10 protein-coding genes are annotated in these 13,914 nt (G+C 72.4%); 4 read left to right on the top strand and 6 right to left on the bottom strand.

Annotated features, from left to right (window positions below; translation table 11 throughout):
* Nucleotides 1-132 precede the first annotated feature (132 nt).
* Nucleotides 133-1,122, top strand: a complete 990-nt coding sequence (locus ACFYQQ_RS23065; RefSeq protein ID WP_356174303.1) for an aldo/keto reductase — start codon at nt 133-135, stop codon at nt 1,120-1,122.
* A 221-nt stretch (nt 1,123-1,343) separates the two neighbouring features.
* On the opposite strand, the gene thpR is transcribed toward ACFYQQ_RS23065, so the two are convergent.
* From thpR to ACFYQQ_RS23080, 3 genes are all read right to left on the bottom strand, one after another.
* The gene (thpR, locus tag ACFYQQ_RS23070; RefSeq protein ID WP_356174306.1) at nt 1,344-1,922 is read right to left on the bottom strand and encodes an RNA 2',3'-cyclic phosphodiesterase; all 579 of its coding nucleotides are present in this window, start codon (nt 1,920-1,922) and stop codon (nt 1,344-1,346) included.
* 151 nt (nt 1,923-2,073) lie between these two features.
* A complete protein-coding gene (locus ACFYQQ_RS23075; RefSeq protein WP_355779957.1) occupies nt 2,074-3,423 on the bottom strand; it encodes an MFS transporter in 1,350 nt (449 codons plus the stop codon).
* 55 nt (nt 3,424-3,478) lie between these two features.
* A complete protein-coding gene (locus ACFYQQ_RS23080) occupies nt 3,479-3,916 on the bottom strand; it encodes a MarR family transcriptional regulator (protein WP_355779954.1) in 438 nt (145 codons plus the stop codon).
* 144 nt (nt 3,917-4,060) lie between these two features.
* Between ACFYQQ_RS23080 and ACFYQQ_RS23085 the strand changes: the two genes are divergently transcribed.
* The gene (locus tag ACFYQQ_RS23085; protein ID WP_355779951.1) at nt 4,061-4,243 is read left to right on the top strand and encodes a ribbon-helix-helix protein, CopG family; all 183 of its coding nucleotides are present in this window, start codon (nt 4,061-4,063) and stop codon (nt 4,241-4,243) included.
* Between the two features lie 90 nt (nt 4,244-4,333).
* Here the strand turns inward: ACFYQQ_RS23085 and ACFYQQ_RS23090 are convergent, their stop codons facing one another.
* A complete protein-coding gene (locus ACFYQQ_RS23090) occupies nt 4,334-5,785 on the bottom strand; it encodes an NCS2 family permease (protein WP_355779948.1) in 1,452 nt (483 codons plus the stop codon).
* Between the two features lie 332 nt (nt 5,786-6,117).
* Between ACFYQQ_RS23090 and ACFYQQ_RS23095 the strand changes: the two genes are divergently transcribed.
* Entirely contained in the window at nt 6,118-6,387 is a 270-nt protein-coding gene (locus ACFYQQ_RS23095; RefSeq protein WP_355779945.1) for a DUF2530 domain-containing protein, read from the top strand.
* Nucleotides 6,388-6,500: 113 nt separating this feature from the next.
* On the top strand, nt 6,501-8,894 hold the full coding sequence (locus tag ACFYQQ_RS23100) for an HAD-IC family P-type ATPase (protein ID WP_355779942.1): 2,394 nt from the start codon (nt 6,501-6,503) through the stop codon (nt 8,892-8,894).
* Nucleotides 8,895-8,926: 32 nt separating this feature from the next.
* Here ACFYQQ_RS23100 and ACFYQQ_RS23105 read toward each other — a convergent pair whose 3' ends face one another.
* Together ACFYQQ_RS23105 and ACFYQQ_RS23110 are read right to left on the bottom strand one after the other, a co-directional pair.
* Nucleotides 8,927-9,856: a hypothetical protein gene (locus tag ACFYQQ_RS23105; protein WP_355779940.1), complete on the bottom strand. Its 930-nt coding sequence runs from the start codon at nt 9,854-9,856 to the stop codon at nt 8,927-8,929.
* Between the two features lie 219 nt (nt 9,857-10,075).
* Nucleotides 10,076-13,228 (bottom strand): sacsin N-terminal ATP-binding-like domain-containing protein, encoded by a 3,153-nt coding sequence (locus ACFYQQ_RS23110; protein WP_356239283.1) that lies wholly within the window; start codon nt 13,226-13,228, stop codon nt 10,076-10,078.
* Nucleotides 13,229-13,914: the final 686 nt, after the last annotated feature.

Raw genomic sequence — 13,914 nt, forward strand, 5'->3', positions numbered from 1 at the left:
CGGGGACGTGGAGCTGACCGTGGGCGGCACCCGCCTCGTCCTCGCGAGCGGTGCCTTCCCGCGCGACTGAACGCGCCGTCCGCCCGGCCACCTCTTGCCTGGAGCGCACTCCAGCGCGTTGGCTTGGGACCCATGAAGTACACGCAGCTCGGACGCACGGGACTCAAGGTCAGCCGGCTCGTCCTCGGCACCATGAACTTCGGCCCGCAGACCGACGAGGCCGGCAGTCACGCCATCATGGACGCGGCCCTGGACGCGGGGATCAACTACTTCGACACCGCCAACGTCTACGGGTGGGGCGAGAACAAGGGCCGCACCGAGGAGATCATCGGCAGCTGGTTCGCTCAGGGCGGCGACCGGCGCGACAAGGTCGTACTCGCCACCAAGGTGTACGGGAACATGGCGGCGGACGGCGACGCCTGGCCCAACCACGACAAGCTCTCCGCGGTCAACATCCGCCGGGCCGTCGACGCGAGCCTCAAGCGGCTCCGGACCGACTACATCGACGTCTACCAGTTCCACCACGTCGACCGCAGCACTCCCTTCGAGGAGATCTGGCAGGCGATCGACACGCTCGTGGCACAGGGCAAGATCCTGTACGCGGGCTCCTCCAACTTCCCCGGCTACAAGATCGCCCAGGCCAACGAGAGCGCCGCGCGCCGCGGCAGCTACGGCCTGGTCAGCGAGCAGTGCCTCTACAACCTGGCCGAGCGCCGGGCCGAGATGGAGGTCATCCCGGCCGCGCGGGAGTACGGGCTCGGGGTCATCCCCTGGTCGCCGCTGCACGGCGGACTGCTCGGCGGAGTGATCAGGAAGGAGACGGCGGGCGGGCGCCGGGCCGGCGGCCGGTCCGCGGACGCGCTGGCCAACACGGCGGTACGCGCCCAGATCCAGTCGTACGAGGACCTGCTCGACAAGCACGGCCTGGAACCGGGCGAGACGGCGCTGGCCTGGCTGCTGAGCCGTCCCGGCGTCACCGGGCCCATCGTCGGCCCGCGGACGGCCGAGCAGCTCGACTCGGCGCTGCGTGCCGTCGAGCTGGAGCTGTCCGAGGAGGTGCTGGCGTCCCTGGACGAGATCTTCCCGGGGCCGGGCCCCTCTCCCGAGGCGTTCGCCTGGTAGTCGGTCCGGGGCCCCTCGGGAGCCTGAGCAGCGGGCTCCCGGGGCACGGCGCGTCCGGCGGCGGCGGTCTATCCGACCGCCGCCGCCACAGCCACGACGACGAACATCAGCACGAGCACACCGGCCATGATCCGGTTTCGGGTCTTCGGGTCCACAGGGTCGAGGTTATCCGGCCGGCCGCGACGCGCACCGGCCGCCCGTCCCCGCGGGGCCGCCGCGCCTCAGGCGGACGGGCCGTCCGCGCCCAGCGGCCACCGCTCCACGGTCTCGTAGCGCGGCTGCTCCCCCGGCACCCCCGAGACCGGCAGATTGCTCCGGACGAGGCTCAGTTCGCCGACGGTCCACTCCCGCCCGGCGAAGGCGTCCAGGGCGCTCACGCAGGGACCGAGGTCGGCGGTGCCGCGACTGCGGGCCACCGTCAGATGCGGCCGGTACCCGCGGTGCTCCTCCGTCGGCAGGCCGGCCTTCCTGGCCGCCGCCTCGGCGCGCTCGGCCAGCAGCCGCAGCGCGCCGACGTCGCCCGCGGCGCCCGTCCACAACGCCCGCCCGCCGAAGTGGCCGCCGCCGCGCAGGGCCAGCGGGAACGGCGGGGTGCGTTTCGCGGCGCGCGCCAGCCGGCCGGACAGCTCCGGCACGCTCTCGTCCGCCACCTCACCGTAGAAGGCGAGGGTGAAGTGCCAGCCGGGGCGGCCGGTCCAGCGCAGCGCGTCCGCGCCGGGCAGCCGCCGCAGGCCGTCCACGGCGGCGGCGAGTTCACGGACCGCCTCCTCGGGAGGCAGCACGGCGGCGAAGAGTCTCATGGCGCCACCCTTCCAGGGAACGGGCCGCCGGGCGAGCGGCCTCCGCGTCCCGGCGCCGGGACGGCGGAGGCCGTATCCGCGAAGTCCCGCCTGTCCCGCCTGTCCCGCCTTCCGGGCGGACGACGGGACCTCGCGGACAGGCCCTGCGAGGTCACGCGGCGGCGGTCAGCCGCTCCCGGGGCACGAAGCGGACCTGCGGGTGGCCGCGGTGCCAGCCGACGGACAGCCGCAGTCCGCCGACGCGGGCCAGCACCAGTCCCACGGTGGCCGCGGCGAGCGCCGACACCAGACCGCCGAGCGCGAAGCCGATGCGCGGTCCGTAGGCGTCGGTGACCCAGCCGACCAGGGGCGCGCCCAGCGGCGTACCGCCCATGAAGACCATCATGAACAGCGCCATGACCCGGCCGCGCATGGCGGGGTCGGTGGCCATCTGGACCGAGGTGTTCGCGGTGACGTTGACGGTCAGGCCGAAGATGCCGATAGGGACCATGAGCAGGGAGAACAGCCACAGGGACGGCGCGAGGGCCGCCACCGTCTCCAGCAGCCCGAAGGCCAGGGCCGCGCCGATCAGCACGCGCAGCCGGGCGGTGCCGCGGCGGGCGGCGAGCAGCGCGCCGGCCAGCGAACCGAGGGCCATCAGCGTGTTGAAGAGGCTGTACGCGCCGGCGCCCGCGTGGAAGACGTCGTCGGCGTAGGCGGAGAGCCAGACCGGGAAGTTGAAGCCGAAGGTGCCGATGAAGCCGACGAGGACGATCGGCCAGATCAGCTCGGGGCGGCTGGCCACGTAGTGCAGGCCCTCGCGGAGCTGGCCCTTGCCGCGCGGGGTGCGCCGGGCCTGGTGGAGGTCGCGGCCGCGCATGAGCAGCAGGCTCGCGATCGGCGCGACGAAGGACAGGCCGTTGCAGAGGAACGCCCAGCCGGTGCCGACCCCGGTGATCATCAGGCCCGCGACGGCGGGGCCGACCAGCCGGGCGGACTGGAAGTTCGCGGAGTTCAGGCTGACCGCGTTCTGCAGCTGGCCGGGGCCGACCATCTCGGCGACGAAGGACTGGCGGGCCGGGTTGTCGACGACGGTCGCGAGGCCGACGGCGAAGGCCGCGACGTAGACGTGCCAGACCTGGACGTGGCCGGAGAGGGTCAGGAAGGCGAGGGCGAGGCCGGTGAGGCCCATGGCCGTCTGGGTGGCCAGCAGGGTCGGCCGCTTGGGCAGCCGGTCGACCAGGACGCCGCCGTACAGCCCGAAGAGGAGCATCGGCAGGAACTGCAGCGCGGTGGTGATGCCGACCGCGGCTGAGGAGCCGGTCAGGCTGAGCACCAGCCAGTCCTGGGCGATGCGCTGCATCCAGGTGCCGGTGTTGGAGACGACCTGCCCGGTGAAGAACAGGCGGTAGTTGCGGATCCTCAGCGAGCTGAACATCGACGACCGGGCGGTCGGGGGGTCGGGCGGGGTGTCGGGGGTGGCTGGTGCGGGGGCGGAGTCTGCTCCGGGTCCCGAACTCAACAGCGTTCGCCTCCTACAGCGGGTTCGTACGGTGTCCTCCGGCGGCGGCCGCCGGTCACAGGTGCGCGAGCTTCTCCAGGACGGGAGCGGCGGCACGGAGCTTCGCGCGCTCGTCCTCGTCGAGGGCCGCGACCAGTCCGGCCAGCCACGCGTTCCGCCGTCGGCGGCTCTCCTCGAGCATGGCCTCGGCCTGCTCGGTCTGCGTGACGACCTTCTGGCGCCGGTCCTCGGGGTGCGGCTCCAGCCTGACCAGTCCCTTGGCCTCCAGCAGCGCCACGATGCGGGTCATCGAGGGCGGCTGGACGTGCTCCTTGCGGGCCAGCTCACCCGGGGTGGCCGAGCCGCAGCGGGCGAGGGTGCCCAGCACCGACATCTCGGTGGGGCTCAGCGACTCGTCGACCCGCTGGTGCTTGAGCCGGCGGGACAGGCGCATCACGGCGGAGCGCAGGGAGTTCACGGCGGCAGCGTCGTCGCCATGGGTGAGGTCAGGCATGTTCTTTAGCGTAACTCATTACTCTGACTAAAGACCACCTGGATGCCCGTGAAACGGACCACTGAACCCATGAGTCACTCATTCGAGTGAGCCGGGCACGGAAAGCCACCCCCGGCCGCCCGGAGTCCCGCGACCCTCGTCGGCATGGGGACCAGTGTGCTCAGCCTGCGCATAGACGGGGAGCTGCTCAACCGGCTCCGACACCACGCCGCTAGAAGAGGGATGAGCGTCCAGGACTACGTGGTCCGGACGCTCGTTCGCGACGACTTCGACGAGCGGTTCCAGACCGCGGTCGAGGAGACCGAGAAGTTCTACGGGGTCACGTGACCCGGGTGCCGTACGGGACGGGTCACGTGACCGCGTCGCCGCACGGGAACGGGGTCGCGCTGACCCCGTCGCCGCACGGCGCCGGGCGGATCAGGTCAGGCCCAGCGCCGGCATCAGGTAGTAGAAGCCGAACACCGCCGCCACGACATACATCGCCACCGGGATCTCCCGGGCCCGGCCGACCGCGAGGCGCAGCACCACGAAGGTGATGAAGCCCATGCCGATGCCGTTGGTGATCGAGTACGTGAACGGCATCATCAGCATGGTCACGAACGCCGGGACCGCGATCGTGTAGTCCGCCCAGTCGATGTCCTTGACCGAGTGGGACATGATCAGGAAGCCGACCGCGAGCAGCGCCGGGGTCGCCGCCTGGGACGGGACCATCGTGGCGATCGGCGTGAGGAAGAGCGCCACGGCGAACAGCGCGCCGGTGACGACGTTCGCGAAGCCGGTGCGCGCGCCCTCGCCGACGCCGGCCGTGGACTCCACGAAGCAGGTGGTGGCCGAGGAGGAGCTGGCGCCGCCGGCGGCGACCGCGATGCCGTCGACGAAGAGGACCTTGTTGATGCCCGGCATGTTGCCCTGGGCGTCGGTCAGCTTGGCCTCGTCGCTGACGCCCATGATCGTGCCCATCGCGTCGAAGAAGCACGACAGCAGGACCGTGAAGACGAACAGCACGCCGGTCAGCACGCCGACCTTGCCGAAGCCGCCGAAGAGGCTGACCTGGCCGACCAGGCCGAAGTCCGGGGTGGCCACGGGGTTGCCCGGCCACTTCGGGGTGGTCAGACCCCAGGACGGGATCGTGGCGACGGCCTCGATGACGACCGCGAAGACGGTCATGGCGACGATCGAGATGAGGATCGCGCCCGGCACCTTGCGCACGATCAGCGCGAGGGTGAGCAGCGCGCCGAGGACGAAGACCAGGACGGGCCAGCCGTTGAGGTGGCCGTCGGCGCCGAGCTGGAGCGGCACGGTGGTGTGCGCGGCGTCGGGGATGCGCGAGACGAAGCCGGAGTCCACCAGGCCGATGAGCATGATGAACAGGCCGATGCCGATCGAGATGCCCTTGCGCAGGCCGAGCGGCACCGCGTTCATCACGCGCTCGCGCAGACCGGTGGCCACCAGCAGCATCACGACGAAGCCCGCGAGGACCACCATGCCCATGGCGTCCGGCCACGACATGCGGGGCGCGAGCTGGAGGGCGACGACCGTGTTGACGCCGAGTCCGGCGGCGAGCGCGATCGGCACGTTGCCGATGACGCCCATGAGCAGCGTGGTGAAGGCCGCGGTCAGGGCGGTGGCGGTGACCAGCTGGCCGTTGTCGAGCTGGTGCCCGTACATGTCCTTCGCGCTGCCCAGGATGATCGGGTTCAGCACGATGATGTAGGCCATCGCGAAGAAGGTGGCGAGTCCGCCGCGGACCTCGCGCCCCAGGGTCGAGCCCCGTTCGGAGATCTTGAAGTAGCGGTCGAGAGCCCCGTCGGCGGGCCGCGGGGACGGCTGCTTTTCCGGAGCGGGGGCCGTGGTGGCCGAGGAGGACATGCGGGACCTCATACGTGCGGGGCCCGGAGGGGCCAGGACGGGCGCCGGGCGGTGAGCGGGCCCCGCTCGGGCGGGACCGAGCCTGGGGAGGTGCGCGGCGGAACATGATCGAGTCTGGCCGTCAGATGATCACCGAAGGGTTTCATCGACGTTTCCGTTGGAGTTTCGTACGAACAGAAAGAGCCAGCATCAAGCGGTTTCAGTATGAACATATGAGGCCGAAATCGCTATCTCCGCGCGTAGACCCTTGGCATACGGCGGAAGCGGCCCTTCCGCCACCACCCGCCGACCGCGCCGGACGGGCCCGCCCACCGTGCTCGTAAGCTGTGCCCATGGCGAAGTGGACCCCCAAGCACGAGGCGCCGGAGCCCCTGGAGGGCCCCGTCGTCGCCACCATCACGGGCGGCACGATCCTCTGGTTCGTCCTCTTCCTGGTGCAGCTCCCCTTCTACGGCTGGTTCGACGACCACGGGCACACCTGGTGGGTGTGGACCTGCCTGGCCGGAGCCGGCCTCGGCCTCATCGGCATCTGGTACGTCCGCAAGCGCGACGCGGCGATCCGGCGCGAGGCCGCGACCCGGGGCGCCGCTCCCGCGGAGTGAGGAGAGCGCGCCTCCACCCACGGCAGCACTCGGGGCCGCCCCCGTCCTCCCCTGGTCGGATCTTTGGCGCACTCAGCGGGTGAAGCCGTATATCCGCACGTACCGTCGAATCCATGACGCACATCGACGCGGGCGCCGAACTCGATCCTGTGCATCCCGTGCCCATGCCCGGACGGGCACGCGGCCTCACCGCCGCCGAGGTGGCCGAGCGGGTCGCGCGCGGCCAGGTGAACGACGTCCCCGTCCGCAGCAGCCGCTCCCTGCGCGAGATCGTCCGGGCCAACGTCTTCACCCGGTTCAACGCGATCATCGGCCTGCTCTGGCTCGTCATGCTGTTCGTGGCGCCGTTCCAGGACAGCCTCTTCGGCTACGTGATCATCGCCAACACCGGGATCGGCATCATCCAGGAGTGGCGGGCGAAGAAGACCCTGGACTCCCTCGCCGTCATCGGCGAGGCGAGACCGACCGTCCGCCGCGACGGAGTGGCCTCCGCACTCAGCACCTCGGAGATCGTGCTGGGCGACGTGATCGAGATCGGGCCCGGCGACAAGATCGTCGTGGACGGCACCTGCGCCGAGGCCGAGGGCCTGGAGATCGACGAGTCACTGCTCACCGGCGAGGCCGACCCCGTGGTCAAGCACGCCGGCGACGAGGTGATGTCGGGCAGCTTCGTCGTCGCGGGCGGCGGCGCCTTCACCGCGACCAAGGTCGGCCGGGAGGCCTACGCGGCCCAGCTCGCCGAGGAGGCCTCCCGCTTCACGCTCGTCCACTCCGAGCTGCGCTCCGGCATCTCCACCATCCTCAAGTACGTCACCTGGATGATGATCCCGACGGCGCTCGGGCTCGTCGTCAGCCAGCTCGTGGTCAAGCAGAACGACTTCAAGGACTCCATCGCGCGCACGGTCGGCGGCATCGTGCCCATGGTCCCCGAGGGACTCGTCCTGCTCACCTCCGTCGCCTTCGCGATCGGCGTCATCCGGCTCGGCCGCAAACAGTGCCTCGTCCAGGAACTGCCGGCCATCGAGGGCCTCGCACGCGTCGACACCGTCTGCCTGGACAAGACGGGCACCCTCACCGAGGGCGGCATGGACGTCACCGAGCTGCGCTCCCTGGGCGGCAGCGACGAGACCTACGTACGCAAGGTCCTCGGCGCCCTCGGCGAGTCCGACCCGCGCCCCAACGCCTCCCTCCAGGCGATCGTCGCCGCCTACCCCGACAGCGACGACTGGCGTTGCACCGAGTCGCTGCCGTTCTCCTCGGCCCGCAAGTACAGCGGGGCCACCTTCAGCGAGGGCGACGGCGAGAGCAGCACCTGGCTGCTCGGCGCCCCCGACGTGCTGCTCTCCCCCGGCGACCCGGCGCTCGCCGAGACCGACCGGCTGAACGAACAGGGGCTGCGGGTGCTGCTGCTCGTACGCGCCTCCCGCGACCTGGAGGACCCCCGGGTCACCGAGGACGTGCGGCCGACCGCCCTGGTCGTCCTGGAGCAGCGGCTGCGCCCCGACGCGGCGGACACCCTGCGCTACTTCGAGCGGCAGGACGTACGCGCCAAGGTGATCTCCGGCGACAACGCGGTGGCGGTCGGCGCGGTGGCCGCCAAGCTGGGGCTCGACGGCGGGACCGTGGACGCGCGCCGGCTCCCCGAGGACCGGGAGAAGATGGCGGAGGCGATCGACGGGGCGACCGTGTTCGGACGGGTCACCCCGCGGCAGAAGCGCGAGATGGTGGGCGCCCTCCAGTCACGCGGCCACACCGTGGCGATGACCGGGGACGGCGTGAACGACGTGCTGGCCCTCAAGGACGCCGACATCGGGGTGAGCATGGGCTCGGGGTCGGAGGCGACCCGGGCGGTGGCGCAGATCGTGCTGCTCGACAACAGCTTCGCGACGCTGCCCTCGGTCGTCGCGGAGGGCCGCCGGGTCATCGGCAACATCACCCGCGTCGCCACCCTGTTCCTGGTGAAGACGGTCTACTCGGTGCTGCTGGCGGTGCTGGTCGTGTGCTGGCAGGTCGAGTACCCGTTCCTGCCGCGCCATCTGACCCTGCTCTCCACCCTGACGATCGGCGTCCCGGCGTTCTTCCTCGCCCTCGCCCCGAACAAGGAGCGCGCCAGACCCCACTTCGTGCGGCGCGTGATGCGCTACTCCATCCCGGGCGGCGTACTGGCCGGCGTGGCCACCTTCGTGACGTACCTGATGGCCCGTCACTACTACCGCGGGGAAGGCGCGTTGGACGCGGAGACGAGCGTGGCGACGCTGACGCTCTTCCTGATCTCCATGTGGGTCCTGGCGATCATCGCCCGGCCGTACACCTGGTGGCGGGTCTGCCTGGTGGCGGCGATGGCGGGGGCGTTCGTGCTGGTGCTGGCCGTGCCCGCGCTCCAGCACTTCTTCGCGCTGAAGCTGGTGGGCTCGGTGATGCCGTGGTTCGCCGTGGGGGTCGCGGCGGTGGCGGCGGTCGTCCTGGAACTCCTGTGGAAGTGGGTCGACCGCCGCTTCCCCGCCTGACCTCGGCGCGGCTCCCTTACGGGAGACGGGAATTACTGCACGTCGACGAAGTCACCGGTGGCCTTGACGGCCGGGGTGGTCGAGGTGCCCGCGAAGCTGTAGCGGAAGTAGCCGTCGGTGGCGGCGGTGACGGTCGTCTTCAGGCTGCCCGTGGAGGACGAGGTCACCGACTTGACGGTGTTGTAGGTGTCCGTGCCCTTCTTGCGGAACTGCAGCTGCACGGACTGGCTGGTGTAGCCCTTGTACGTGTGCGTCTCCCAGTTGGCGCGGGTCAGGGCACCGGTGACCGTGATGGTCCGGCCCTTCTTGACCGGCTCCGGAGAGGCGTTGACGGTGAGCTTGGAGTAGCGCTGGAGCTTCGTGGTGGTCAGGGCGTCCTGGTCCACGTAGCCGACCTTGCTCCAGTCGGCGTTCTCGTCGTCCGGGTTCACGCCGTTGAAGGCGACGGCGTAGCCGATGGCCTTCCAGGTGGCGGCGTCGGAGTTGGTCAGCTCGACGTCCGGGTAGATGTCGATGGTGCCCGTGCAGGTGGCGGTGGTGGTGGACGTCGCGGTGCAGTACGGCCAGTCGTCGCCGACCAGGACGTTGGTCGGGTCGTCGTAGGAGCCGCGGTAGATCTCGACGTCCATCAGGAAGTCGTCGGCGGTGATGTCGACGTCGGCGCCGTGCGTGACGGTGTAGGTGACCGGCGCGGTGACCTGCTTGCTGGTGCCGGCGACGATCGGCTTGCCGCCGTTGACCTTCACGTCGGAGAACGAGAGGTCGAGGGTGTACGGCTCGCCGTCCTCGCCGGTGGACCCGGTGTACGCGGCGTTGCCGGAGTCGGCCTGGCGCGCGACCTGCGTGGCCTTCAGCAGGTCGTCGTGGTCGAACGAGGGGCCGCTCGCCTGTGCTGCGGGCACGGCGAGGGCGGAGAGGGCCAGGGCGCCGGAGACGGCGGCCACGGTGGCTCGTATGCGCATGCGTTCCCCATGTGGAGAAAGGGGCCCTGCGGTTGTCGTCATCACGCGGGGCCCACGTCGGTGAGAGTCTGTTGACTCCGGTGATCAGATTCGCGGGGGCGGCGAATGGTTGTACGCCGGGTGAAGTTTTTGTGCGCGCATTACCAAGATCACAGAAAGCGGCCCCGACGGCGGGCGGGGCGGCACGACCGTCGTCGTGCCGCCCCGCCCGCCGGACGCTCAGTCGAACCAGCGGTCGCGGGCCAACTCGTCCGTGCGGGACGGGTCTTCGAGCAGCGCGGCGACCTCGAAGCGGCGCGGCCACTGGCGGGCCGCCCAGGCGAGTCCGGCCGCGACACCCTCCAGGGTGGACGCGTGCAGCACGCCGTCCCGGGTGCGGCGCCAGTCCAGTTCGGTGCCGTCGACCACCAGCTCCTCGTGCTCGACGTACGTCGCCGGGACCGAAGGGCCAAGCAGCACCCGCACCGGCTCCGGCACCTCGTGCTCGACGCCCTCCGACGTCACCTCGCCGGTCACCGACTCGCTCAGCCGCCGCACCTGGAACAGCTCGGCGAGCTCGGCGGCCCGCGCCGGCCGCACCGGAAGCAGCGGCACGCCGGCCGTGAAGGGCAGCAGATCGGGCGAGTCGACGACCACGGCGTCCGCCGCGTCCACGACCGCCACCCGCCCGTCGACCACGGCCCGCAGCTCCTCCGGCAGGGTCACCTTCTCCGGGTCCAGCTCGGCCAGGGCCCCGTACAGGGCGTGCAGCTGGGCCGCCGACACCTCGCGCCCGGGGTCGGCCAGCCGGTCGAGCAGCTCGGCCGCACCACCGGGCTCGTCCAGCAGGGCGGCCACCGACGTCCGGACACCCAGCGCCCGCAGTACCTGCTCGTCCTCGAACCCGCTCGCGTCCGCCTCGTCGTACAGCCCGTGCAGCAGCGGGTCGCCGCCCGCCGCCCGCAGCCCCGCGGGACGGCGCCCGTCGAGCACCGGGTGCCCGCGCAGCCACCAGGCGGTGTACGGCCGGACGATCTCGTGGGTGCCGTCGGGCAGCAGGACGCGCACCGGCTGGGTCAGCGCGTCCCGCAGCGGCGGCTGCGACAGCATCGCCAGCGCCTGCGGCCAGCGCCCGTCGTCCACCAGGTCCAGATCCCGTACGGCAACGATCTCCGTGGCGACGGGCGGCACCGGCGTGTCCGGCAACTGGTCCAGGACGTCCTCGCACCACACGTCCACGGCGTCCAGCAGCCCGGCGTCGTCCGGCTCCGCGAAGTCGCCGTCACGCGGCTCCAGTTCGTCCGGGTCCAGGACGACGTCGGTGGCACGCACCAGGGCGAAACCGGCGAGCACCCCGCAGGCGGCCAGCGGCTGCTCCCCCCAGCGCTCGGCGAACTCGGCGTCAACGTGCGCGAGTTCCCCCTCACGCATGACCTGCGCGAACGGGCTGCCGGGCAGCACCAGTTCACCGGCGGGGGCGAGTTCGCCGTCCTCGTCGGGCAGGGCGAGGGCGCCCAGCCACGGCTCCTCGCCGGGATCGAGGGCGGCGTCGCGCACCAGCGCCAGCACCGTCTCGGCGAGCTCCTCGGCGTCCGGGCCCTCCTGGTCCCAGCCCCCCTCGTCGTCCAGCGACGCGGCCACGGCGGCCCGCACCTGCGGGGTCGTGAGCACGGCGCGCGGTGTGGCGGGCAGCGCGCCGAGCTTCTCCAGCAGCGGATGCGCGGCCTCTGGGTGAGCCACCTTCAGCCCGAGCCGGGCCAGCGCCTCCGGCGCCGCCTGCGGGCCGTCGCCGGACGGCAGGAGCACCTGGCGGGGCCCGATGGTCGTCCGGCCGTCCGCGAGCGGCACGGGAAGCCCCGAGAGCCGGTCCGGGTCGACGCCCGCGAGGCTGTCGTAGAGCCGCCGCCACCAGCCGGGCTCCTTCTCCAGCCCCGCCAGCCGGTCCACCGCCTCGGTGAGCGGCACCCGGGCCACGCCCAGCGTGCGCAGCTCCACCCGGCGTTCCAGTCCGGCCGGCAGCAGGCTGGGCAGCACCTCGGCGAGCACGCGGACGGTGTCGGCGCCGGCGCCCTCCACGACCTCGGCGTCCCGGGGGCGCAGTGCGACGGCCGGCGCGGTGATCTCCTCGGCACCGGCCCAGTCGGCGGGAGCGTCGGTGACCTCCGCCTCGGCCGCGGGCGGCAGGAAGGCGGTACGCGGCAGCCGGTCGAGGATCGCCTGCCGCAGGGCCCCGTCCAGCTCGCCCTTGCCGAGCGGACCCGGCACCAGGTCGATGATCCCGGGGCCCACCGGGCGCCAGGCGGCGAGGAGTTCGGCGTAGGCGTCCGCCGCCCGCTCCACCAGGAAGGCGGTCAGCGGACCGGGGGCTGCGTGCCGCCGGGTGGTGTCCAGCGGCAGGGAGGCGATGAGCAGCGCGGGCACCCCGAGGGGCTCGTCGCTGGGCGTCGGGGCGTGCACGACGGGACTGGTCCGGGGTCGGGCCGGACCGCCGTCGTCGCCGACCGGAACGGCCCAGGTCACCGACCAGAACGGACGCAGCCGCTCCTCGACGGGACGGTCCGCGAGGAGCGCGGGCTCCAGGTCGCCGTGCCGGGAGGCGGTACGCCAGCGGGTGGTGCCGTCGCGGGAGTCCTCGACGGTGACCCCGTCGTCGTCGGAGCGGCGCCGCAGCGTACGGACTTCACCGTCGCCGGACTCGACGACGACCTCCTCCAGGCCCGGCAGGGCGAGCAGCAGCGCGTCGTCGACGTCCCGCAGGAGCCGCTCGGCGAGGTCCGCGGCGGCGGCGTCCCGCAGCGGCAGCACGACGACGGTGTCGTAAGGGTCGGGGGCGGAGCCCTCGGCGGCGAACGGGAGCCGCAGCAGCGGCACATGGCCGTCCCGCCGGCGGATCTCGTCACCCAGACCGGGGCTGTGCCGAGCGGTCTCCTCCGCCAGCTCGCGGGCCTCGGCGAGGGACCAGCGGACCCCGCCGTGCCGGCCGAGGACGGCGGGCTCGTCGGTCACGGCCAGCACGGCCGCGAAACCGACGCCGAAGCGGCCGACGGCCGTGTCACGGGCGTCCCGCTTGGCGGAGGCGCGCAGCGTGGAGAGCGATTCGACGCCGGTCGCGTCGAGCGGGGCGCCGGTGTTCGCGGCGGCGAGCACGCCGTCCCGGAGGGTGAGCCGCAGGCGGCCCGGCACTCCGGCCCTGGCCGCGGCGTCGGCGGCGTTCTGCGCGAGCTCGACGACGAGTCTGTCCCGGTAGCCGCCGAGGGCCAGGTCTTCCTCGGCGTTGGCGTCCTCCCGGAACCGGGCCGGGCTGGTCGCCCAGGCATCCAGCACTCCGCGCCGCAGACGCGCCGTCCCGAACGGGTCCGCGCCCTCGGCTGCCGGCCGCACGAACTTGCTCACGGTTCACTCTCCCTCTCGTGTGGCGCTGCCGCGAGCGCTAGCGCCTGTCTGACAATTCCCGTCTGCCTCGCGACCCTCCGGGCGACGACGGGAATTGTCGGACAGGCCCTAGGCCGGCCACCGCACGAAGGTACCGTGACCGCGGCTTTCCCCGGCCCGCCGCCCCAGCCCCCTGCCCGGGCCCCACACCCCCAAGCAACCCCCGGCCCCACGACACACCACCCCCACACGTCCCCCGCACAACCCGCCCCGGCCAAGCCCCTCCCCAGCCACCGAGCGCAGCACCAACGGGGCCGCCCACGTGGGGCACCCAGCACCCCAGCCGAACCGCCGTACCCGGCGAGCACAGGGCACCGCCCACGAAGGCCCACTCACCCCACGTACATCCAGCACCCAGTGCTTGGACTGGGGTCGGGGTGGGACGGCGAACCCGGCGCCTACGGGTTACCGCCTGCGCCCACCCGTGCCGCCCCAGCGGCACGATTGCCCGCAGCTGGAGGGGCGCCGCCCTTCACCGCACGTATGCCCGCACCGGAGCCACCGGCCCCGAGCCCCCGCGGCTCAGCCCCCACGGCCCGCAGTCGCCCTACGACCGAAGGGGCCGTGCCGGTACATCAAATGGCCGTCGAGACGGGGACGTACGCAACCGAGGAACGCTGGTGACGGACGCCCACAACAACTACCGA

It is taken from the genome of Streptomyces sp. NPDC005496 (genome assembly GCF_042872045.1).
Lineage (GTDB): Bacteria > Actinomycetota > Actinomycetes > Streptomycetales > Streptomycetaceae > Streptomyces.